The following is a 21,187-nucleotide window of genomic DNA, read 5'->3' as shown; positions in this document are numbered from 1 at the left end:
TTGCCCACTCGCGTTGGCTGTTGCCCACTCACCTCACCCGAGGGGATATCCACTCGAGTCCCGGGTTCTCCCCTCCTCTACGACGGGAGAACCCACAAGCGCAGGGGTTATCCCCTCGGATGAGGGGTTGCCCGCTCAGAATCTCGATGGGCAACCCCCGAACTCGAGGGACATCCCCTCAACTCGGGGGTTGCCCGCCCGCGCTGGCGGTTGCCCACTCGCGTTGGCTGTTGCCCAGTCACCTCACCCGAGGGGATATCCACTCGAGTCCCGGGTTCTCCCCTCCTTTCCGACGGGAGAACCCACAAGCGCAGGGGTTATCCCCTCGAGTTGCCGGTTCTCCCCTCGAATTTCGGGGGAAGAACCGGCAAGTTCAGGGGTTATCTCCTCAAATGCCCGGCTGCCGGCCCGAGGCTGGGCCGGCAGGTACGGCGGGTGGCGGGGTACGGCGGTCAGCCGGGTACGACGGGTGGCCGGGTACTGCGATCAGCCGGTACGCACGCCGGGTACGGCGGTCAGCCGGCACGGCGTCAGCCGGGTACGGCGGTGGGGTGGGGATCAGGTGGGGTGGGGAGTGGGGTTAGGTGGCAGGCTGATTGGGGGGTGGGGGTGGTGGGGAGGATTGGGAGGGGGGTGGAGTGGCAGGCCTCTCTGCCGCGGCCGGTGGCGACTAGCTGGCAGCGGGGGTGGAAGCGGCAGCCGGTGGGGATTCGGGTTGGGTCGGGGGGCTCGCCGGTGAGGACGATTCGTTGGGGGGACTCGGGGAGGACTGACAGCAACGCCTGTGTGTATGGGTGTTGCGGGTTCGTCAGCACCTCTTCCGTCGGTCCGGACTCGACGATCCGGCCGAGGTACATGACCGCGACCCGGTCAGCGATGTTCCAGGCCAGCCCGAGATCGTGCGTCACCACCAGCGCGGCCAGACCGAGATCCTCACGCAATCGCAGCAGCAACGCGAGAATCTCCCCGCGGACCGACGCATCCAGCGAGGCGACCGGTTCGTCGGCGATCAGCACCTTAGGACTCAATGCCAACGCGCCTGCGATCACCACGCGCTGCCGCTGACCACCCGACAACTCATGCGGGTACCGCAGGAAGAACCGCTCCGGCGGCCGCAACCCCGCACGTGACAAGGCATCGGCGACCACCGCCTCCTCATCCGGCAACCCGTGGATCCGCGGGCCCTCGGCAACCGCTTCGTACACCGTCTGCCGTGGATTCAGCGACCCCATCGGATCCTGCAACACCAGCTGTACCTGCCGGCGGAACGCACGCAGGCGACGACCGGTGTAGCTCAACGGCGTCCCGTCGTACGAGACCTGACCGGACGTCGGGCGTTCGAGGCCGAGCAGCGTTCGGGCGAGGGTGGTCTTGCCACAGCCGGATTCGCCCACCAACGCGACGATTTCGCCGGCACCGACAGACAGGTTGACCCCATCCACGGCCCGAGCCCGCCGACCGCCGCGACCGGCGAACTCGACCCTGACATCGGTTGCCTCTAGCAAGTTCCCTCCCCTACCAGGACGCAGGCCGCCGTCCGCCTCGATCCCGCCGGACGCAGGTCGACGGCATCAACAGAACACGAGTCCAGCGCCACCGGACAGCGCGGATGAAACGAGCACCCACCGGGCAACGCCTGCGGATCCGGCGGATCACCCGCCAGCCCGCGCGGCGCCAACCGCGACGCCGGATCACCGACCGTCGGGAACGCGGCCGCGAGCGCCTGACTGTACGGATGCTGGAAGTCCCCCGACGAAGGACCGGACTCGACCAATCGCCCGGCGTACATCACCGCCAGCCGGTCGCACACATCGGCGAGTACCGACAGATCATGCGAGATCATCAGCAGCGAGATGTCGTGCTCGGCGATCAGCTGACGAATCAGCGTCAGCACCTGCGCCTGCACCATCAGGTCCAGCGCCGTGGTCGGCTCGTCCGCGATGATCAACCGGGGCGAGCAGGCCAGTGCCATCGCAATCATGACTCGTTGCCGTTGGCCACCACTGAGCTCGTGCGGATAACTCCGCGCCCGCCAGGCCGGCAACCCGACCTGCTCCAGCAACTCCCGCACCCTGGCCGAGGCCTCCGCGGCGGATGCCAACCGGTGCACGAACAAGGGTTCGGCGATCTGATCCCCGATCCGCTGCACCGGGTTCAGCCCATGCTGCGCTCCCTGGAACACGATCGACGCCGCGGACCATCGCACCGCCCGCAACCGTCCCCAGTTCATGGTCAGGACGTCTTCACCGTCAAGCAAAACGCGCCCATCAAGACGCGCCGACCGCGGCAGCAACCGCAGCAACGACATCGCCACGGTCGACTTCCCCGACCCCGACTCGCCGGCCAGCCCGACGGCCTCGCCGGCGTCCAGCGACAGCGACACACCTCGTACGGCGGGAACGTCGCCGGCCGCGATCCGGTAGGTGACGGACAGGTCGTCCAACTCGAGCAGACTCATCACGCCGTCCTCGTCCGCAGCCGTGGATTCAGCACACTCTCCAGCGCCCGCCCGCACAACGTGAACGCCATCACCACGATCACGATGCACAGACCCGGCACGAGGATGTACCACCAGGCGCCCGCGGTGGCGGCACCCCAGTCGTACGATCCGCGCAACATCGTCCCCCAGGAGGTCTTGTTCGCACTCACCCCGAGGAACGCCAGCGTCGACTCGGTGACGATCGCGCTTGCCACCTCGAGCGTCGTACTTGCCAACAGCAACGGTGCGACGTTGGGCAGCACGTGCCGGGTGGTGATGTGCCAGTGCCCGGCGCCAAGGGCGAGGGATCGTTCGATGTACGGGCGTGCTTCCACCGCCAGCGTCTGGGCCCGGATCAACCGGGCTGTGGACGGCCAGGAGGTCACCCCGATCGCGACGATGATGGTCGCCGTACTGCCGCCGAGAATCGCGGCCAGCACCAGCGCGGTGACCAGCGACGGCAGCACCAGGAACCAGTCGGTGATGCGCAGGATGATCGCGCCGAGCCAACCCCGGAAGTGCCCGGCCGCGATCCCGAGCACGGTCCCGATCACCATGCTCAGCAAGGCCGCGAGGAACCCGATCAGCAGTGAGGTCCGCGAACCCCACCAGATCATCAGCAGCACCGACCGCCCCGACTCGTCGGTCCCGAGCGGAGCGTCGAGACTCGGCGGCGCCATCTTCTCGCCGGTCCCACTGACCACGTTCGTGACGCCGGAGTCGATGAACAACGGCGCGATCAGCGCCAGTACGACGGCCAGCACCAGGATCACCAGCCCGACCATGCCGGCCCGATGCATCCGGAACTCACTCCAGAACCGCTTGAACGCCCGCTGCCGACGCGTCCAGGTCACGTTGCTCATGCCGACCTCACCCGCGGATCCAGGACGTGGTAGACGACGTCCGCCAGCGTGTTCATCACGATCACCGACACCGTGATCAACAGGAACGTGCCCTGCATCAAGGTGAAGTCCGGCACCCGGATCGCCTCGTAGAACAACTGCCCGAGCCCCGGCCAGCTGAAGATCGCCTCGACCGTGACCGCACCCCCGACGACGAACCCGATCCGCATGAACACCAGCGTCACGGTCGGCAGCAGCGCGTTCGGTACGGCGTGCTTGCGCCGGATGTCGTCGTCACGCAGACCCTTCGCCCGCGCCGTGGTGATGTAGTCCTGCCCGACCTCGTCCAGCACCGACGACCGCATCACCAGCAGGTACTGCGCGTAGACGACGGCAACCATCGTCAGACACGGCAACACCATGTGGTGCGCGACATCCAGCACGTACGCGAACCCCTCCGGCGCGTCCACACTCGAGTTCCCCCGCGTCGGAAAGACCCCAGGAATCGGCCCGACTCCGGCCGCGAACACCATCAGCAGAAGCAACCCGAGCCAGAACGTCGGCACCGACCACAACACCAGCGAGATGGCGGTCGAGAACCGGTCGAACCGGCTGCCCGGCTTCCATCCGGCTCGCGCACCCTGCCAGATGCCGAGACTGACCGCCATCACCAGCGCGGTCCCGGTGAGCAGCAGCGTCGAGCCGATCCGTTCCCCGATCAGATCCAGCACCGGACGCTTGTACTCGTAGGAGATCCCGAGATCGAACTGCAGCGTCTGCTTGACGAAATGCAGGAACTGCTCCGGCAACGACTTGTCCAGACCGAGCCGAGCCCGTTCGAGATCCAGCTGCTCCGGCGTCATGTTCCGGCCCTGCGCGAGTGCCCGGACCGGGTCACCCGGCAGCAGCCGGAACAGGAAGAACGTCGCGACGATCACCATCGCGATACTGAACAGGGCCCCGCCCGCCTTGGTCGCCGCATAGCGCAGCAGACCGTGGCGGGCCGGGCTCTCGTCCAGAGCCTCGACGGCCGGTTGGGTGACCGTCATTCGCGCTCGTCGGCCGCACCCTGGCGGCGCCGCAGTACGAAGAATCCACCGATGGCCAGTACGGCGACACCGCCCGCAACTCCACCGATCACGCCGGCGCTCGATCCACCGTCGTCCGTCGAAGCGGCGTCCGCGGTCACCGCCTCCAGCGTGTAGAACGGCCAGTAACCGCTACCGCCGTACAGCAGGCCCTTGTCCTCCGGGATCGGCGTTATGCTGGCGATCCGGTCCTTGCGGTAGCCCTCGAGGTTGTTCGGGTAGTACAGCGCGATCACCGGAGCGTCGGTGTAGAGCCGCTCCTCCATCTTCTTGATGATCTCGGCCCGCTTCGGCCGGTCGAGCTCCTTCTGCTGCTGCTTGTAGAGATCCTCGTACTGCGGGTCGCAGTAGAACGACTCGGTGCCGCCGCCCTGGCCGGACGCGGTCGGTCGCCGGCTGCACAGGTGCGTGGCCAGCACCTCCTCCGGGTCCGGGTTCACCGACCAGCCGCTGATCGCGATGTCGAACAGAGCCGTCGTCCCGGTCTCCTCGGTGAACTTGCTCGAGTCGAGCCGCTTGGTGGACAACTGGATGCCGATCTCCTTGAACCAGCCGGTCAGGTACTCGGACAGCTTGTCCTCGATCGGGGTGTCGGTGTGGATGCTGAACCGGAACTGCAGTTTCCGCGATCCGTCCGGCATCGTCCGGATGCCGTCGGCCCCCTTCTTGTACCCGGCGTCGTCCAGGATCTTGTTGGCCTTGGCAACGTCGTACGAGACCTTCTGATCGCCGCTCGCCTGCCAGAAGAAGTCCTTGTACATCGGCGGGATGATCGATCCGTCGGCCGGCTGGGCCAGGCCGTTCTGCACCTCGTCGACCAGCTTCTGCTTGTCGATCGCGGCGTGCAGCGCCTGCCGGACCCGCGGGTCCTTCAGTGCCGGGTGCCCGTCGCCGATCGGCTTGTTGTCGCTGGTGGTGGCGCCATGGTTGATCTGCAGGTACGTCGCCCGCCGGCCGGCCGTGTTCCACTGGACGATGTTCTCGTCGCCCTCGAGCGATGCGAAGTCCGGCGGTGCGAGCCGGCCGATCAGGTCGATGTCACCCTTCTTCAGCCCGACGATCGCGGCGGCCGGGTTGTCGTAGAAGATCATCTGCAGTTCGTCGATCTTCGGTGCGCCGCGCCAGTAGTTCGGGTTGGCCTGGAGCTTCACGTACTGGTCCTTCTTGCTCTCCACCGCGATGTACGGACCGCTGCCCACCGTCGGGTAGACGTCGGCCTCGTACTTGGAGATGTCCGGCACCTTCTCCCAGACGTGCTTCGGCATGATCGGGACCGGGTTGTCCAGCATCGAGGCCTGCGGGCTCTTGAGCTTGATGGTCAGTTCCTGGCCGTTCGCGGCGACACTGGCGAAGTTCTCCACCGCCGGGCCGTTACCGGTCTTGGCGCCGTCGTCGGTCATCATCTTGTTGAACGTCCAGGCCGCGTCGGCCGCGGTGACCGGCTGGCCGTCGGACCACTTCGTGTCCCGGATCTTGAAGGTCCAGGTCAGGCCGTCGGGTGACGTCGTCCAGGACTCGGCCAGGTCGGGGCTCGGCTGAAGGGTCTTGGAGTCCGGCACGGTCAGGAAGCCGTACATCCAGCGCTGGAGCGATCCGGACACCAGCCGGACGGCCAGGAACGGGTTCATCGAGTCCACCGCCTGGGTGACGCCGACCCGGATCACCTTCTCGGCCGGCTCAGCGGCGCTGGCCGCCGTACCGGGTAGTGCCAGTAGTCCGATGGCAGCGACTGCTGCCAGCAACTTCCTCATCCGCCCCACACCTTCCGCCCAGTCATGTGTTTGGGGACGAAACCACACCAGCAAGCGCTCTCCTGTCAACGAGCTACGGAAATTTGTCACAGTTCCGTTAAGCATTTTCCTCTTGACTACACGATCGTGTAGGAGTTTGCTGTTCTGTGTAGCGAGAGGAAGTGACATGGATCGACCGGCAGACGATCTGACCGCGCGGGCCCGGATCCGGGACGCGGCCATCCAGCTGTGGGCCGAACGCGGGGTCGAGGGCGCGAGCATCCGCGACATCGCGGCCGAGGCGGGCGTCTCGTCCGGCCTGGTCCGGCACCACTTCGGCTCGAAGCAGGCCTTGCGCGAGGCCTGTGACCAGTACGCCAAGCAACGGATGCTGCAACTCGGCGAGGAACTCGTCTTCCAGGGCGGTGCGGCCGACACCGACGTGGCGACGATGCAGCCGATCATGATGCCGCTGCAGACGTACCTGATCCGCTCGATGATGGACGGCTCGGAGACGGCGACCGCGCTGTTCCTGGAAATGGTCGACGCCGGCGAGGAGTTCACCAAGACGCTCGGCACCACCCCCAGCGATACGCGGGCGTACGCCGCGGTGCTGGCGGCGATGAAGATGGGCGTCTTCGTGCTCCGCGACCAGGTCTCCAAGGCGATCGGCGAGGACATCGCGAGTCCCAGCGGCTACGCCCGGTTGACCAAGGCAATGCTCGACGTCTTCACCATCCCGGTGCTGACGCCTGAGCAACTCGAACAACTACGGAAGTACTCAGAGGAGCACTGACAGCAAATGACCGCAGCGATCAGCACTGAAGGGCTGGTCAAGACATTCGGGCGAACTCGTGCCCTGGACGGTCTCGACCTCACGGTTCGCACCGGTGAGGTGCACGGCTTCCTCGGCCCGAACGGCGCCGGGAAGACCACCACCATCCGGATCCTGCTCGGCCTCACCCGGGCCACCTCCGGTACGGCGCGCCTGCTCGACGGCGACCCGTGGTCGGACGCCACCGCGCTGCACCGGCGGCTGGCCTACGTCCCCGGCGACGTGACGCTGTGGCCGAACCTGTCCGGCGGCGAGGCGATCGACCTGCTCGGCCGGATGCGCGGCGGAATCGACAAGAAGCGCAAGGCCGACCTGCTCGAGCGCTTCGACCTGGACCCGCGTAAGAAGGCGCGGACCTACTCCAAGGGCAACCGGCAGAAGGTGGCGCTGGTCGCCGCCCTGGCCTCCGACGTCGAGCTGCTGCTGCTCGACGAGCCGACGTCCGGCCTCGACCCGTTGATGGAAGAGGTGTTCCGCGAGGTCGTGCAGGAAGTGAGCGACCGGGACGGCCGGACCGTCCTGCTGTCCAGCCACATCCTGTCCGAGGTGGAGGCGCTCTGCGACCGGGTCACCATCATCCGCGCCGGCCGCGCGGTCGAGAGCGGCACGCTGTCCGAGCTGCGGCACCTGACCCGTACGTCGATCCGCGCCGAGCTGGCCGGTCAGCTGGACGGCCTGGCGCAACTGGCGGGTGTCCACGACCTGCACGTCGAGGACGGTCAGGTCCGGTTCGACGTCGACACCGACGAGATCAACCCGGTGCTGAAGCGGCTGACGGAGATCGGCGTACGGAGTCTGGTCAGCCAGCCGCCGACGCTGGAGGAGCTGTTCCTGCGGCTGTACGAGCCGGAAGGATCACGATGAAGACGCTCACCGGCACCTGGGGCCTGGCTCGGCTGATCCTGCGCCGCGACCGGATCCTGCTGCCGCTGTGGATCGTGCCGCTGGCCCTTATCCCGGTCAGCTATGTGCAGTCCTTCGGGGACCTGTTCCCGACCGCGGAGTCGCGGGAGTCGTATGCCAGCAACGCGGGTTTCATCACACTGTACGGCGAGCTGTCCGGGACCAGCCTCGGTGAGTTCATCACCTGGCGGGTCGGATTCGTGCCGGTGATGATCGGGCTGTTCAGCCTGCTCACGGTGATCCGGCACACCCGCGTCGAGGAAGAGACCGGCCGCGCCGAGCTGCTCGGGGCGAGTGTCGTCGGGCGGCACGCCGGGCTGGCGGCCGCGCTGCTGGTGACGTTCACGGCGAACCTGGTGCTCGCCGTACTGCTTGCCCTGGGCATGCAAAGCCAGGATCTGCCAGCCGCCGGATCCGTTGCCATCGGCCTCGAATTCCTCTGTGCAGGCTGGCTTTTCGCGGCTGTCGGCGCGATCGCCGCGCAACTCACCGCGAGCGCATCGACGGCTCGCGGCATCGCGATCAGCGTTCTCGGTGCGGCGTACGTACTGCGTGCCGCCGGTGACACCAGCGCGCACACGGACGGCCCGCTCGCGTGGTTGTCGTGGCTGTCCCCGATCGCCTGGGCGCAACGGATACACCCGTACGGCGCCAATCGGTGGGGCCTGGCCGTATTGGTGCTCGCGGCAACCGTCGTACTCGTGGCCGCCGCCATCTATCTCTCGGTACGGCGGGATGTCGGGGCCGGACTGTTGCCGGCCAGGCCCGGACCGGCCGACGGCGATCTGGGCTCGCCGCTGGGGTTGGCGTGGCGGTTGCATCGCGGACTGCTGGTGTCCTGGCTGGCCGGATTCGCCTTGCTGGGCTTGCTGTTCGGCGGTGTGGCCGAGGGGGTCGGCGATCTGATGCGCGACGATCCGAAGGTGCAGGAGATCTTCGCGCGACTCGGTGGTGCGGCCGGGTTGGTCGACTCGTTCTTCGCCGGCGTGATGACGATCATCGGGTTGATCGCGTCGGCGTACGCCGTCCAGGCGACGCTACGGATGCGGGCCGAGGAGACGAGTGGCCGGGCCGAGCCGGTGTTGTCGACGGCAGTCGGGAGACTGCGGTGGGCTGCGAGTCACCTGGCGTTCGGGTTACTGGGTCCGGCGCTGGCGTTGCTGGCATCCGGCGTCACGGCGGGGTTTGCGTACGGGGCTGCGATCGGTGACGTCGGTGGTCAGGTGCCTCGGCTGATCGGTGCGGCGATGGTGCAGTTGCCGGCGGTGTGGTTGCTGGCCGGGCTGACGATCGCGATCGTCGGACTGTTCCCGCGGCTGTCCGCGGTGGCATGGGCGGGTCCGGCGATCTGCATGCTGATCGGGTTCACCAGCGCCGGTGTCCAGTTGGACGAGTGGGTCCGGGACATCTCGCCGTTCACCCATCTCCCCCAGTTGCCCGGCGGGTCGGCCTCGGCTGCTCCGGTGATCACGTTGGTCGCGATCGCCGTCGTACTGGGAGCTGTCGGCCTGGTCGGCCTGCGGCGGCGCGACCTGCCGGTCTGAGCCACGGTCAGCGCTAAGTGGTCAGCGCTTGGCGTTGCGGGACCAGGCGAAGGCGTAGACGCCGAAGGCGGCGATGCCGAGGGCGAGCACGGTGAGCAGGACGGAGCCGAAGGGCTGGTCCTTGATCGTGCGGAGCGCGGTGTCGAGACCGCCCGCCTTCTCGGGGTCGTAGTCGATCGCGGCCCACCCGACCAGCCCGCCGGCGACGATGAACGCGATGCCCTTGGCGGCGTGCCCGATCTGGCCGAGAAGGATGGTCACCTCGGACACGCCGCCGACCAGGTCCTCGGTGAACTTCTTGGTGACCGCCTTGTAGATCTGGCGGACACCGAGGGCGATCACGCCGACACCGACCAGCACGACCAGCACCCGGCCGGCGCCGTGCTCCATCAGCTTTGCGCTGAGGGATTGCTTCTTGTCGCTGCCCGACTCGCCGGACCCAAGCGCAAACTTGGCGGCGGAGAGGCCGAGGATCAGGTACAGCACGGCGCGGCCCGCGCCGGACAGTTTCTTCTCCGTGTCCAGGTGACCGTAGATGACTTGGAGGACGCGCCAGATCACCAGCATGAACAGGCCGATGGCGACGATCCAGAGCAGTACGCCGCCGAGCGGTTTCGAGGCCAGTTCCGCGAGGGCACCCTCGTGTGACGCCTCCTTGGACGACTTCCCCCAGGCGAGTTGCAGGGCGATCCACGCGACGAGCAGGTGGACCACGCCGTACGCGATCAATCCAACGGTGATGGCGACGCCGTACCAACGACTCTGACGGGCTTCCTGGGCTGTTGTACTCACCTGCGTCCGGTGCCCACGAGCAAAACGTGCTTACGCGGAGACAGGTGCCGTTGCCTCGCGGTCAGCCTCGTCGACGTCGCCGTACTCACCGGCCCGGAAGGCGCGCCGGCCGAGGATCCAGACGTAGAGGATGAAGCCGATCTCGGCCAGTACGCCGATGCCGACGCGGACCGCCGTCGGCAGCGCGGACGGGGTGACGAACGCCTCGATGACGCCGGTAACCAGGAGGATCGCGGCCAGGCCGATCGCCATGCCGACGGTCGCGCGGCCGGTCTGGGCGAGCGCTTGCATGCGGGTGCGCGGGCCGGGAACGATCCACGACCAGCCGAGCCGCAGGCCGGCGGCGGATGCGACGAACACCGCGGTCAGCTCGAGCAGTCCGTGCGGGGTGATCAGGCCGAAGAACACATCCGCCCGGTCGTGGCTGATCATCAGGCCGGCGTTGATGCCGAGGTTGAGCGCGTTGTCCCAGAGGATGAAGACCGACGGGATCAGCAGGATGCCGAGCGCGAGCACGGCGGCACTGACGGTTGCGTTGTTGATCCACACCTGGAGTGCGAAGTCCTGCGCCGGGTTCTCCGAGTAGTAGGAGGCGAACTCCTTGTCGACCAGCTCCTGGACCTGTGCCGAGGTGGCGAACGAGTCCACCACCTCCGGGTGCGCGATGATGCGCCAGGCGGTCCAGGCCGCGACCAGGTAGAACAGCAAGCCGATGACAAGCCACCACCGTCGACACGCGTACAGCGCGGCTGGGAAGCTCACCAGGAAGTACTTGGAGATGTCACGCCAGACAGGGGCCTGTGCACCCGTCACGGCACCACGTGCGTCGGCGATGAGGCCGGACAGCCGTCCGATGGACACAGGGTCCGCACCGGCGGCCCTGAGCGCGGCCAGGTGGGTCCCGACGCGCTGGTAGAGGGTGACGAGCTCCTCGGCCTCCGCACCGGTCAGACGCCGCTGCCGGCGGGTCAGGTACGCCAGCCGGTCCCACTGCGGCTGGTGCACGGATACGAACGCCTCGACATCCACAGTGGCCCTCCTCCCGGTTCTGGCTCCCCGCGCTGGCAGACTAGCCGGATCTAGTGTCTCGGCAGGAGGGGGGCGACGGAGTGTCTCAGCTGGTCACGGGGGAAGCGGTCGTCCTCCAGGTGCGGATCGCGCGGATGCCGACCCGCGCGCTGGCGTGTGCGATCGACGTGATCCTGCAGGCCGTCGTACTCGGGGTACTGATCTCGCTGCTGGCCGGGTTCCTGATCGGCGGTGAGGCGAGTGAGGCGCTCGCGATCGCGCTGATCTTCATCGTCGTCCTGGTCGTCGTGGTCGGCTACCGGGTGGTGATGGAGACCCTGACTCGCGGCCGGACGCTCGGCAAGATGGTGCTCGGGCTCAAGGTGGTCCGCGACGACGGCAGCTCGATCCGGTTCCGGCACGCGCTGGTGCGGACCCTGTTCTGGTTCTTCGTCGACTTCGCGCCCTGGTTCGCGGCCAGCCCCGGGATCGTGGCGAGCCTGATGAACAAGCAGGGCAAGCGGATCGGCGACATGGTGGCCGGCACCGTGGTGATCCGCGAACGGCACCAGCCGATGGCGTCACCGCCGCTGTTCGTGCCCGGCCACCTGGTGCAGTGGGCGCAGTCGCTGGAACTGTCGCGGCTGTCCGACGACCTCGCGAATGCGGCCCGTGAGTACCTGGCTCGGTACACCGAGCTGCTCCCCGGGGCCAGGGCTGCCTTGGGCGATGCGCTGGCGTATCGGGTCGGCGAGGTCACCGCGCCGGCGCCACCGGTGCCGATCGTGGCGCCGGCCTTCCTGTCCGCCGTACTGGCCGAACGACGGCGCCGAGAGCTCGCACGGCTCGCCACCGCCCGCCCAGCCCTCAACACAGGCCCCTTCGGCCCACCCAACCCCTATGCCGTCCCGTACAGCGCTCCCGCGAGCCCTTATGGCGTTCCGGCTGGACCGTTTGCTCCACCTAGCCCGTACGGCGCTCTGCCGCCGGCTGGGCCGGTCCCGGCGGCTGGGCCGTTCCCGGCGCCCGCTCCGGTTGCGCAGTACCGCCCTGCTGCTGTGAACCCCGAGGGATGGGCCGCACCGGGCAGCAACGAGTCCGGGCAGTGGTGACCATGTCGCAGCTGAAACAGCAAGGCGCCCCACCGACCTAGTGGGGCGCCCGCGCTGCGTACTGAATGTCAGTAGCGGTAGTGGTCCGACTTGTACGGGCCCTCGACCGGGACGCCAAGGTAGGCGGCCTGCTCCTTGGAGAGCTCGGTCAGCTTGACGCCGAGAGCGTCGAGGTGGAGGCGGGCGACCATCTCGTCGAGGTGCTTGGGCAGGACGTACACCTCGGTCGGGTAGTCGGCCGTCTTCACGAACAGCTCGATCTGGGCCAGCACCTGGTTGGTGAAGGAGTTCGACATCACGAACGACGGGTGACCGGTCGCGTTGCCCAGGTTCAGCAGCCGGCCCTCGGACAGGATGATCACGGTGTGGCCGTCGGGGAACCGGAACTCGTCCACCTGCGGCTTGATGGTGACCCGCTCGACGCCGGCCCGCTTGTACAGGCCGGCCATGTCGATCTCGTTGTCGAAGTGACCGATGTTGCCGACGATCGCCTGGTGCTTCATCGCCGCCATGTGGTCGGCGGTGATGACGTCCTTGTTGCCGGTGGTGGTGACGAAGATGTCGGCGATCCCGACCACGTCGTCCAGGGTGGTCACCTGGTAGCCGTCCATCGCCGCCTGCAGCGCGCAGATCGGGTCGATCTCGGTGACGATCACCCGGGCGCCCTGGCCGCGCAGCGACTCCGCACAGCCCTTGCCGACGTCGCCGTACCCGCAGACGACCGCGACCTTGCCGCCGATCAGTACGTCGGTGGCCCGGTTGATGCCGTCGATCAGCGAGTGCCGGCAGCCGTACTTGTTGTCGAACTTCGACTTCGTCACCGAGTCGTTCACGTTGATCGCCGGGAACAGCAGCGCGCCGGCCTTGTGCATCTCGTACAGCCGGTGCACGCCGGTGGTGGTCTCCTCGGTGACACCCTTGATGCCCTGACCGATCGTCGTCCACAGCTGCGGCTCTTCGGCCAGCGTGCGGGTCAGCAACTTCAGGACGACGGCGTACTCCTCGGAGTCCGCGGTCGACGGGTCCGGCACGGCGCCGGCCTTCTCGAACTCGGTGCCCTTGTGGACGAGCATGGTGGCGTCGCCACCGTCGTCGAGGATCATGTTCGGGCCCTCACCGCCGGGCCACCTCAGCGCCTGCTCGGTGCACCACCAGTACTCCTCCAGCGTCTCGCCCTTCCAGGCGAAGACGGGGACACCGGCGGGGGCGTCGGCCGTGCCCTCGGGACCTACGACGACGGCAGCCGCGGCGTGGTCCTGGGTGGAGAAGATGTTGCACGAGACCCAGCGCACCTCGGCACCGAGTGCGGTCAGCGTCTCGATCAGCACCGCGGTCTGGATCGTCATGTGCAGCGAGCCCATGATCCGGGCGCCGGCCAGCGGCTTGCTGTCGCCGTACTGCTTGCGCATCGCCATCAGGCCAGGCATCTCGTGCTCGGCCAGCCGGATCTCCTTGCGGCCGAACTCGGCCTGCCCGAGGTCCGCCACCTTGTAGTCGAACGTCATGCGGTTCCGCTCCCCTGAAGACTGTGAATGCTTCCTGCCTGCCAGAGCCTAGAGCGCCCAAGCCGGTGATTTGATCGCTCCGGCGGTGTTTCTGACACTGAAATGTCAAGATTGGTGTCATGCGCATCACCGAGGCCGCCAGACACCTGGGCACCACCCCGCGGATGCTGCGGTACCGCGAGGCCCTCGGCCTGCTGCCGCGCTCCCGTCCCGGGCACAACACCCAACGCCAGTACGACGACCGCGACCTGGCCGCGGTCAAGCTCGCTCTCGACCTCGAACACCGGTACGACGTGACGCCGGCCGCGCTGGCCTTCGCACTCCGGGCCCTGGCCGAACCGTCCGTGGCCGCGGACATCCGCAACCTCGGCTACCGCACCGGCCGCCTCACCACCCCACCCACCCAGTCCGAGATCGACCGCGAGCGGGCCCTCCGCTGGCTAGGCCGCTCCGGCGTCCTGCCACCCCGCCCCCGCTAACCGACCGCCTCTGGTGGGTCAGCCCACCAAAGTGTGGGTTGGCCAACCGGATTCAGGGGTGCGAACCCATCGTCTGGTGGGTCAGCCAACCAGAGGGGGACTCAGTGAGAGGGGGCCTCGGGGACGGCGGGGCGCTCGTCGGGGACGTGGTTCTCCTGGTAGACGTCGGGTTCGAGGTAGATGTGGATCGACATCGGCTCGGCTTCGCGGATGGCGCGTTCGGCGGCGTCGATGGTCTGGGCGACCACGGCGGCGTCGGTGGTCGGCTCGACGCCGACCTTGGCGGCCACCAGGACCTCCTCCGGGCCGAGGTGCAGGGTCTTGATGTGGATCAGCCGCTGCACCCCAGGGGTGTTCTCGATCGCGGCGACGATCTTCTGCTGCGACTCCCGGGTCGCGGACTCGCCGAGCAGCAGCGACTTCATCTCGATCGCCAGGAAGACGGCCACGCAGACCAGCAGTGCACCGATCGCCATCGAGCCCAGGCCGTCGTACACACCGTTGCCGGTGACAAGGGTCAGCACGACGCCGATCAGGGCCAGCACCAGACCGGTCAGGGCGGCGAAGTCCTCCAGCAGGATGACCGGCAGCTCGGGCGAGCGGGCGTTGCGGATGAACCTGGCCCAGCCGACCGGGCCGCGGACCTTGTTCGCCTCGACGATCGCGGTCCGGAACGAGAACGTCTCCATGATGATCGCGGCCACCAGGACGGCGACCGGGACCCACTTCCAGTCGTCGATGCCGTGCGGGTCGTGGATCTTGTGCCAGCCCTCGTACAGCGCGAACAGGCCACCGACGCTGAACAGCACGATCGCCACGATGAACGAGTAGACGTACCGCTCCCGGCCGAAGCCGAACTGGTGCAGCTCGTTGGCCTCCCGCTGGGCCCGCTTGCCGCCGACCAGCAGCAGCACCTGGTTGCCGGCGTCGGCGACCGAGTGGATCGCCTCGGCGAGCATGGACGCCGACTGGGTCAGACCCCAGGCGGCGAACTTGGTGATCGCGATCCCGGTGTTCGCCAGCAATGCCGCGACGACCGCCTTGGTTCCGCCACCAGCCATCTCTCCAGGTCCTCCGTCAACAGTTGGGGGTGATCAGCGCGCGGACACGACGAACGCCGTGCCGGAACCACGCAGGGTACAGGGTCCTTCGGGTCCTGCGGCGAACGCCGACTGACCTGCGGACAACGTCACGCCGGACTCATTGCCGTCAGCACCGACTTCGACACTTCCCGCGACACAGCAGACGATCCGCGGACCGTCGCCGGCGACGGTCCGCTCGTCATCCTCGAGATCGACTCGGTGGATGGCGTAGTACTCACATCCCGTCTCGTACGACGTGATGCCGTCGCTGACCGGCGTCGCCGCCAGGACCGGGTCCACGAGTGGTTCGAAGTCGACCACCGAGACCAGCTCGGGTACGTCGATGTGCTTGCTGGTGAGGCCACCCCGCAACACGTTGTCGGAGTTCGCCATCACCTCGAACCCGAGGCCGTGCAGATAGGCATGCACGTTCCCGGCCGGCAGGTAGACGGCCTCGAACCGCTCCAGCCGCACCCGGTTCAGCAACAACGCAGCCAGTACGCCGGGGTCGTCGGGGAAATCCGAGCACAGCCGCAGCAGCGTGTCCCGCTCCACTGCGAAAGCCTCACCGGCGTACTGCGCACAGGCCTCACCCAATGCGGCGACCAGCGGACGGATGGAGTCCCGGTCGCTGCTCATGATCTGCGTGAACGCGTCCTGGAGCTTGCCGTTGCGGAGCAGGTCGGTGAGCTCGTCGAACCCGACCGGCGACAGCGCGTCCAGTAAGGCGACCGTGGCCTCGAGCGGCCGGAACCCGACCAGCGCGTCGAACGGCCCGAGTGCGATCAGGATCTCCGGCTTCGGCCAGGCGTCCTTGTAGTTGCGGTCACCGGCGTCCCGCGGGATCCCGGCGGCCTCGTCCCGCGCGTACCCGTCGATCGCCTGCTCGCGCGACGGGTGCGCCTGGATCGACAACGGCTGCGCGGCCGCCAGCAGCTTGGCCAGGAACGGGAACCGGCCGTCGAACCGCTCAGCCGTCTCCGTCCCCAGCACGTCGGCCGGCCCGGCGGACACCACGTCGTACAGAGAATCGCCGGAAGGCAGCACGGACGGTGCGGACTCGTGCGCACCCATCCACAGCTCGGCCTGCGGTTGGCCGTCCGGCTCCACCCCGGTCAGCTCGGGGATCGCGGTCAGCGAGCCCCAGGCGTAGTCCCGGATGGTGTTCTGTAGCCGCACTACCACGCTGGGTCCTCCGAGGGGTTCCCTGGCTCGTCGGGTTCGGTGTCGGTCGCCGTACCGTAGCGGCCCAGGCCGATGCCCAGGTACGCCGCTGCGTAGCGGCCGTGCTGGGTCAGAGCGGCGTACCGGGCGATGTCAGTGCCGTCAGCCTGCGTCACCACATGCACGCGGACGTCGTTGCGCTCTGCCTTCGCTTCCAGCTTGCGGCGGTGCTCGGTGACGCCTGGGTCGTCCACACCGTCGTCGAGGATGACCAGACCCGGCCGCAACTCCTCAGGCTTGTCGAAGGGATCGGCGAACAGGTCACGCGGCGGCTGGTTGAGTACGGGCAGCAGGTGCCCGGCGTCAGCCGCAAGAGCCGGCCGACCACTCGCCAGCCGCAGAGCCTCCACCACACGCCGTGCAGCCCGGGCAGCCAGGACAGAGCCACCCCACACCAGCGGCAGCGCGTCCGCCAGCATCAGGGCCATGTCCTTGGCCGGGTTGGACGCCACGTCGTTGTTGGGCGAGCACTCGATCGCCACGTCGTCCAGCAGCGCCGAGACCGCCTTGTGGTCCACCTCCGGGCCGAGCTCCATCTGGTGCAGAGCCTGGAGTACGGCGACAGCGGAGGCCAACTGGTCATCGGACTGCGATGGCAGCCGGATGGCGTGCCGCGAGCCGGCGGAGGCGCGGGCGACCGGGGAGTCCGGAGGGCTCGCCAGCATCAGGCCGCAGCCACGACGCTCTGCCTCCGATGCGGCGGACACCGAGTCGGAGTCCTCCGTGGTCCCGCTGAGGATGATCACCAGGTCCAGTGGGCCGGCCCACCCTGGTAGTCCAGGGCCGGGCCAGGCGACGAAGGGGACCGGGCAGACCGGCTCGAGCACGGCCCGGACCAGCCGGGCGTCCCGACCGGCGGCCACCACCGCACGCGGCCGGAAGCCGTCGGTCTCGACCTTGGCCAGGGCTTCCTCGGCCGCTTCCAGCTCGGCCCGGACCCGGGCACCGGCCATCGCGAGCCGGCGGAGCAGGTGATCCGCCGCTCCCAGCGCCGCCGGGTCATCCAGCCGCGAATCGTCGAAGAAGCTCATCCACGTCCTCGCTTCGCTGCGGGCGCGGACGAGGCACGATGCGCACTGTGCTTGATGATGAACTCGCTTCGCTCGTTCATGAGTCGACCGCGGCCTCTTTCGTGTCCCGCGCCTCGTCGATCAGCAGAACGGGGATGTCGTCACGGACCGGGTAGGCCAGGGCGCAGGCGCCGTTCGTGCAGATCAGCTCGTTCGCCTCGTCGTCCACCCGGAACTCCGACCGGCACTTGGGGCAGACCAGGATGCTGAGCAGGTCCGGGTCCAGATTGACTGCCATTCAGTTCTCCTCCACCGATGCACCGGTGATCAGGGCCAGTACTTCGTCACGGACGCGTTCCATCGTGGCCCGGTCCTCCGCCTCGACGTTCAGCCGCAGCAGCGGTTCCGTGTTCGACGCACGAACGTTGAACCACCACTGTCCCGCCGACACGGTCAGACCGTCCAGATGGTCAACGGTAATGCCGTCGCGGCCGCTATAGGTGTCTTCGATCGCCGCAACCGTGGCCGCGGCGTCGTCGACCTTGTTGTTCAGCTCGCCGGACGCGACGTACCGCTCGTAGTCGGCGAACCGCTCGCTGGCCGGCTTGTCCTGCTCACCGAGCGCGGCCAGCACGTGCAATGCGGCCAGCATGCCGGTGTCGGCCCGCCAGAAGTCCCGGAAGTAGTAGTGCGCGGAGTGCTCGCCGCCGAACACCGCGTCGGTCTCGGCCATCTTCTGCTTGATGTACGAGTGCCCGACCCGGGCCCGGACCGGCGTGCCGCCGTGCTCGGTGATCAGCTCGGGGACGGCCCGGGAGGTGATCAGGTTGTGGATGACGGCCGAGCCGGGGTGCTTGGCCAGCTCCCGGACCGCGACCGCACCGGTGATCGCACTCGGCGAGATCGGGTCGCCCTTCTCGTCCACCACGAAGCAGCGGTCCGCGTCGCCGTCGAAGGCCAGGCCCAGGTCGGCGCCGACCTCGCGCACCTTCGCCTGCAGGTCGACCAGGTTCTTCGGGTCCAGCGGGTTCGCCTCGTGGTTGGGGAAGTTGCCGTCCAGCTCGAAGTACAGCGGGATGATCTCGACCGGCCCGGAGGCGAACACAGCCGGGACGGTGTAGCCGCCCATCCCGTTGCCGGCGTCCACGACCACCTTGAGCGGGCGGATGCCGCTGAGGTCGACCAGGTCGTGCAGGTGGTCGGCGTACGCGGTGAGCAGGTTCTTCTGCCGCACATGACCTGGTACGGCGCCCGTCGCGGGACCGTCGACGAGGGCCTTGGCGACCAGGTCGGCGATGTCGCGCAGACCGGAGTCCGAGCCGACCGGGGCGGCACCCACGCGGCACAGCTTGATGCCGTTGTACTGCGCCGGGTTGTGGCTCGCGGTGAACATCGCACCGGGCAGCTGGAGCCGGCCGGAGGCGAAGTACAGCTGGTCGGTGGAGGCCAGGCCGATGTCGATCACGTCCGCGCCGGTGCTGGTCACTCCCTCGGCGAACGCGGCCGCCAGCGCCGGGCTGGACGGCCGCATGTCATAGCCGACCACGACCGCCCCCGGAGACGCGAGGACGTCCAGGACCTCGACGAAGGCGGCCCCGGTCGCCCGGGCCACCGACTCGTCCAACTGGTCCGGGACGACCCCGCGTACGTCGTACGCCTTGAAGATCGCAGCTACGTCAACCATGCGTGGACCCTATCCGGCCCACCGGCAAAGCTGTATTTCAGCCTTGGTCGAACCATCCCGGGGTCTTGCGGTGGTGGACCTCCGGGAGCTGCCGCGGGCTGGTCGGAGCAGCCCAGCCGACGGCGTTGGCGATGATCTGCTGAACCTCCGGCTGGTGGTACGTCGGGTATTCCTGGTCGCCGGGACGGAAGTAGAAGACCCGGCCCTGGCCGCGCCGGTAGCAGCAGCCGGAGCGGAACACCTCGCCGCCGGAGAACGAGCTGACGAACACCAGCTCGTCCGGCTGCGGGATGTCGAACAGCTCGCCGTACATCTCCTCGCGCTCGATCACCAGCGGGTGCGGGACACCCTGGGCGATCGGGTGGCCGGCGGCCACCGTCCAGAGCAGCTCGCGGTCGTTGTCGGACCGCCAGTCGAGGGAGCAGGTGGTGCCCATCAGCCGGATGAAGATCTTGCTGAAGTGGGCCGAGTGCAGCGCGATCAGGCCCATCCCGGACAGCACGTGCCGCTGCACCCGCTCGACGACCGCATCGTCGACGTCACCGTGTGCCGCGTGCCCCCACCAGGTGAGTACGTCGGTCTCGGCCAGGACCTCGTCGGTCAGACCGTGCTCGGGCTGCTGCAGCCACGCGGTCCGGACGACCACGTTCTCGCCGAGCTTGGCCCGCACCGCGGCCGCGATCGTCTCGTGCATCGTGTCCGGGTAGACCTTCTGCACCGAGGCGTCGCGCTGGTCGTGCACGTTCTCGCCCCAGACGGTGACGCGAATCGGATCAGTCATGGAGTACAACCTCTCGTCCCGCCTTCGCCGAGGCGTAGCAGGCGTCGATGACCTCGGTCCGGAGCAACGCCTCGGACCCGTTGTGTGCGGCCCAGTCGCCGCTCTGGACGATCCGGACGAACTCCTGCACCACCGCGCGGTGGCCGAGCCCGGCGCCGGTGGCCGGCTTGACCTCGGCCGGTACGCCGCCGACGTCGGTGAAGATCCGCAGCGTGTCCACGGTGGTGTAGTTCTGTACCTCGATCTTGGCGCCGCCGTCGGTACCGAACAGCTCGATGCCGAAGTTGTCGCCGGGCGCCCGGTAGGTGGCCCAGCTGGTCTCCAGCTGCAGCGCGCCGCCGCCCTCCAGCCGCAGGTACGCCGTCGCCAGGTCCTCCACCTCGAACGCCGAGCCGAGCGTGTTCGCGTTCGGTACCGTGCTGCCCTTGCCGCGCGGGCCGAGCTCGGCGAAGGTGCTTGCGCTGACCGTGGTGACCTGCGGCTCGTTCAGCAGGTGCAGGGCCAGATCGAGGATGTGGACGCCGAGGTCGATCAGCGGGCCGCCACCGGACAGCTCGCGGTTGGTGAACCAGCCGCCCATACCCGGGATGCCGTTGCGGCGCATCCAGTGCGCCTTCGCGTAGTAGACCCAGCCCAGCTGGCCCTCGTCGATCTGGTGCTTCAGCGCGGCCACGTCGCCGCGCTCGCGGTGGTTGAAGATGACTTTCAGGACCTTGCCGGCCTTCTTCGAGGCCTCGACCATCGCGGTGCCCTCGGCCACGGTCCTGGCCAGCGGCTTCTCACACAGGACATGCAGGCCCTTCTCCAGCGCCTTGAGCGCGATCGGGGCGTGCAGCTGCGTCGGCGTACCGATGCTGACCGCTTCCAGGCCCTCGGTGTTGAGTAGGTCCTCCCACTTCTCGTACAGGTGCGGGACCCCGTGCTTCTCGCCGAGGCTGGTCAGCGTGTCCTTCTCCAGGCCGGCCAGCGCCACCACCTCGACGTCCGGCAACTCCGAGAACGCCTCGAGCGCCGTACGCCCGGCGAAGCCTAGTCCGACCACTCCGACACGCAGTTTTTGATCGTTCACACTCGCGATCCTCTCCCACT

At 68.2% G+C, this 21,187-nt stretch carries 20 protein-coding genes; 5 read left to right on the top strand and 15 right to left on the bottom strand.

Translation table 11 applies throughout. The annotated features are described in order from the left end of the window. Positions 1-530: 530 nt before the first annotated feature. The 5 genes from V9K99_RS29900 to V9K99_RS29880 are packed head-to-tail and all read right to left on the bottom strand — an operon-like array spanning position 531 to position 6,160. Positions 531-1,505: an ABC transporter ATP-binding protein gene (locus V9K99_RS29900; RefSeq protein ID WP_337323605.1), complete on the bottom strand. Its 975-nt coding sequence runs from the start codon at positions 1,503-1,505 to the stop codon at positions 531-533. Beyond that, a complete protein-coding gene (locus V9K99_RS29895) occupies positions 1,499-2,458 on the bottom strand; it encodes an ABC transporter ATP-binding protein (protein ID WP_337005293.1) in 960 nt (319 codons plus the stop codon). The genes V9K99_RS29900 and V9K99_RS29895 overlap by 7 nt, the downstream gene beginning before the upstream one ends. Beyond that, a complete protein-coding gene (locus V9K99_RS29890) occupies positions 2,458-3,342 on the bottom strand; it encodes an ABC transporter permease (RefSeq protein WP_337005291.1) in 885 nt (294 codons plus the stop codon). The genes V9K99_RS29895 and V9K99_RS29890 overlap by 1 nt, the downstream gene beginning before the upstream one ends. After that, a complete protein-coding gene (locus tag V9K99_RS29885) occupies positions 3,339-4,370 on the bottom strand; it encodes an ABC transporter permease (RefSeq protein WP_337005289.1) in 1,032 nt (343 codons plus the stop codon). Before V9K99_RS29885 ends, V9K99_RS29890 begins: the two co-directional genes overlap by 4 nt. Continuing rightward, complete coding sequence (locus V9K99_RS29880) at positions 4,367-6,160, bottom strand: ABC transporter substrate-binding protein (RefSeq protein ID WP_337005287.1); 1,794 nt, start codon at positions 6,158-6,160, stop codon at positions 4,367-4,369. The genes V9K99_RS29885 and V9K99_RS29880 overlap by 4 nt, the downstream gene beginning before the upstream one ends. A gap of 166 nt (positions 6,161-6,326) precedes the next feature. Between V9K99_RS29880 and V9K99_RS29875 the strand changes: the two genes are divergently transcribed. Genes V9K99_RS29875 through V9K99_RS29865 form a run of 3 tightly spaced genes read left to right on the top strand, consistent with a single transcriptional unit; the run spans position 6,327 to position 9,421 of the window. Further along, on the top strand, positions 6,327-6,935 hold the full coding sequence (locus tag V9K99_RS29875; protein WP_337005285.1) for a TetR family transcriptional regulator: 609 nt from the start codon (positions 6,327-6,329) through the stop codon (positions 6,933-6,935). 6 nt (positions 6,936-6,941) lie between these two features. Further along, on the top strand, positions 6,942-7,838 hold the full coding sequence (locus V9K99_RS29870) for an ABC transporter ATP-binding protein (RefSeq protein WP_337005283.1): 897 nt from the start codon (positions 6,942-6,944) through the stop codon (positions 7,836-7,838). After that, positions 7,835-9,421 carry an ABC transporter permease gene (locus V9K99_RS29865; RefSeq protein WP_337005281.1) on the top strand — a complete coding sequence of 529 codons (1,587 nt, stop codon included), beginning with the start codon at positions 7,835-7,837 and terminating at the stop codon, positions 9,419-9,421. Before V9K99_RS29870 ends, V9K99_RS29865 begins: the two co-directional genes overlap by 4 nt. Before the next feature lie 21 nt (positions 9,422-9,442). Here the strand turns inward: V9K99_RS29865 and V9K99_RS29860 are convergent, their stop codons facing one another. Then, on the bottom strand, positions 9,443-10,213 hold the full coding sequence (locus V9K99_RS29860) for a DUF1206 domain-containing protein (RefSeq protein WP_337005278.1): 771 nt from the start codon (positions 10,211-10,213) through the stop codon (positions 9,443-9,445). Positions 10,214-10,243: 30 nt separating this feature from the next. Continuing rightward, positions 10,244-11,242 carry a stage II sporulation protein M gene (locus V9K99_RS29855; protein WP_337005276.1) on the bottom strand — a complete coding sequence of 333 codons (999 nt, stop codon included), beginning with the start codon at positions 11,240-11,242 and terminating at the stop codon, positions 10,244-10,246. An 80-nt stretch (positions 11,243-11,322) separates the two neighbouring features. On the opposite strand from V9K99_RS29855, the gene V9K99_RS29850 reads away from it, so the two are divergent. Continuing rightward, positions 11,323-12,333 (top strand): RDD family protein, encoded by a 1,011-nt coding sequence (locus V9K99_RS29850; RefSeq protein ID WP_337005274.1) that lies wholly within the window; start codon positions 11,323-11,325, stop codon positions 12,331-12,333. 68 nt (positions 12,334-12,401) lie between these two features. Here V9K99_RS29850 and ahcY read toward each other — a convergent pair whose 3' ends face one another. Beyond that, positions 12,402-13,838: an adenosylhomocysteinase gene (ahcY, locus tag V9K99_RS29845; RefSeq protein ID WP_337005272.1), complete on the bottom strand. Its 1,437-nt coding sequence runs from the start codon at positions 13,836-13,838 to the stop codon at positions 12,402-12,404. 119 nt (positions 13,839-13,957) lie between these two features. On the opposite strand from ahcY, the gene V9K99_RS29840 reads away from it, so the two are divergent. Then, positions 13,958-14,317: a MerR family transcriptional regulator gene (locus tag V9K99_RS29840; protein ID WP_337005270.1), complete on the top strand. Its 360-nt coding sequence runs from the start codon at positions 13,958-13,960 to the stop codon at positions 14,315-14,317. A 101-nt stretch (positions 14,318-14,418) separates the two neighbouring features. Here V9K99_RS29840 and V9K99_RS29835 read toward each other — a convergent pair whose 3' ends face one another. From V9K99_RS29835 to V9K99_RS29805, 7 genes are all read right to left on the bottom strand, one after another. After that, positions 14,419-15,378 carry a cation diffusion facilitator family transporter gene (locus tag V9K99_RS29835; RefSeq protein WP_337005268.1) on the bottom strand — a complete coding sequence of 320 codons (960 nt, stop codon included), beginning with the start codon at positions 15,376-15,378 and terminating at the stop codon, positions 14,419-14,421. Between the two features lie 33 nt (positions 15,379-15,411). Next, the gene (gene manA, locus V9K99_RS29830; protein ID WP_337005266.1) at positions 15,412-16,584 is read right to left on the bottom strand and encodes a mannose-6-phosphate isomerase, class I; all 1,173 of its coding nucleotides are present in this window, start codon (positions 16,582-16,584) and stop codon (positions 15,412-15,414) included. Next, positions 16,578-17,654: an SIS domain-containing protein gene (locus tag V9K99_RS29825; RefSeq protein ID WP_337005264.1), complete on the bottom strand. Its 1,077-nt coding sequence runs from the start codon at positions 17,652-17,654 to the stop codon at positions 16,578-16,580. The genes manA and V9K99_RS29825 overlap by 7 nt, the downstream gene beginning before the upstream one ends. 76 nt (positions 17,655-17,730) lie before the next feature. Then, positions 17,731-17,931: a Trm112 family protein gene (locus tag V9K99_RS29820; RefSeq protein ID WP_337005262.1), complete on the bottom strand. Its 201-nt coding sequence runs from the start codon at positions 17,929-17,931 to the stop codon at positions 17,731-17,733. Continuing rightward, on the bottom strand, positions 17,932-19,317 hold the full coding sequence (locus V9K99_RS29815; RefSeq protein WP_337005260.1) for a phosphomannomutase/phosphoglucomutase: 1,386 nt from the start codon (positions 19,315-19,317) through the stop codon (positions 17,932-17,934). A 37-nt stretch (positions 19,318-19,354) separates the two neighbouring features. Beyond that, a complete protein-coding gene (locus tag V9K99_RS29810) occupies positions 19,355-20,098 on the bottom strand; it encodes a ThuA domain-containing protein (RefSeq protein ID WP_337005258.1) in 744 nt (247 codons plus the stop codon). Beyond that, a complete protein-coding gene (locus V9K99_RS29805; protein WP_337005256.1) occupies positions 20,091-21,167 on the bottom strand; it encodes a Gfo/Idh/MocA family protein in 1,077 nt (358 codons plus the stop codon). Before V9K99_RS29805 ends, V9K99_RS29810 begins: the two co-directional genes overlap by 8 nt. Positions 21,168-21,187: the final 20 nt, after the last annotated feature.

Origin of the sequence: Kribbella sp. CCNWLW201 (genome assembly GCF_037203805.1) — a bacterium.
Lineage (GTDB): Bacteria > Actinomycetota > Actinomycetes > Propionibacteriales > Kribbellaceae > Kribbella.
Note: the sequence above shows the minus strand (reverse complement) of the source record. Positions and strands in the feature narration are given on the sequence as shown.

Coding starts and splice junctions, on each gene's coding strand:
- V9K99_RS29875 (WP_337005285.1), top strand. CDS start 6,327: ATGGATCGACCGGCAGACGATCTGACCGCGCGGGCCCGGATCCGGGAC.
- V9K99_RS29865 (WP_337005281.1), top strand. CDS start 7,835: ATGAAGACGCTCACCGGCACCTGGGGCCTGGCTCGGCTGATCCTGCGC.
- ahcY (WP_337005272.1), bottom strand. CDS start 13,838: ATGACGTTCGACTACAAGGTGGCGGACCTCGGGCAGGCCGAGTTCGGC.
- V9K99_RS29825 (WP_337005264.1), bottom strand. CDS start 17,654: ATGAGCTTCTTCGACGATTCGCGGCTGGATGACCCGGCGGCGCTGGGA.
- V9K99_RS29885 (WP_337005289.1), bottom strand. CDS start 4,370: ATGACGGTCACCCAACCGGCCGTCGAGGCTCTGGACGAGAGCCCGGCC.
- V9K99_RS29880 (WP_337005287.1), bottom strand. CDS start 6,160: ATGAGGAAGTTGCTGGCAGCAGTCGCTGCCATCGGACTACTGGCACTA.
- V9K99_RS29870 (WP_337005283.1), top strand. CDS start 6,942: ATGACCGCAGCGATCAGCACTGAAGGGCTGGTCAAGACATTCGGGCGA.
- V9K99_RS29895 (WP_337005293.1), bottom strand. CDS start 2,458: ATGAGTCTGCTCGAGTTGGACGACCTGTCCGTCACCTACCGGATCGCG.
- V9K99_RS29820 (WP_337005262.1), bottom strand. CDS start 17,931: ATGGCAGTCAATCTGGACCCGGACCTGCTCAGCATCCTGGTCTGCCCC.
- V9K99_RS29890 (WP_337005291.1), bottom strand. CDS start 3,342: ATGAGCAACGTGACCTGGACGCGTCGGCAGCGGGCGTTCAAGCGGTTC.
- V9K99_RS29840 (WP_337005270.1), top strand. CDS start 13,958: ATGCGCATCACCGAGGCCGCCAGACACCTGGGCACCACCCCGCGGATG.
- V9K99_RS29810 (WP_337005258.1), bottom strand. CDS start 20,098: ATGACTGATCCGATTCGCGTCACCGTCTGGGGCGAGAACGTGCACGAC.
- V9K99_RS29815 (WP_337005260.1), bottom strand. CDS start 19,317: ATGGTTGACGTAGCTGCGATCTTCAAGGCGTACGACGTACGCGGGGTC.
- V9K99_RS29835 (WP_337005268.1), bottom strand. CDS start 15,378: ATGGCTGGTGGCGGAACCAAGGCGGTCGTCGCGGCATTGCTGGCGAAC.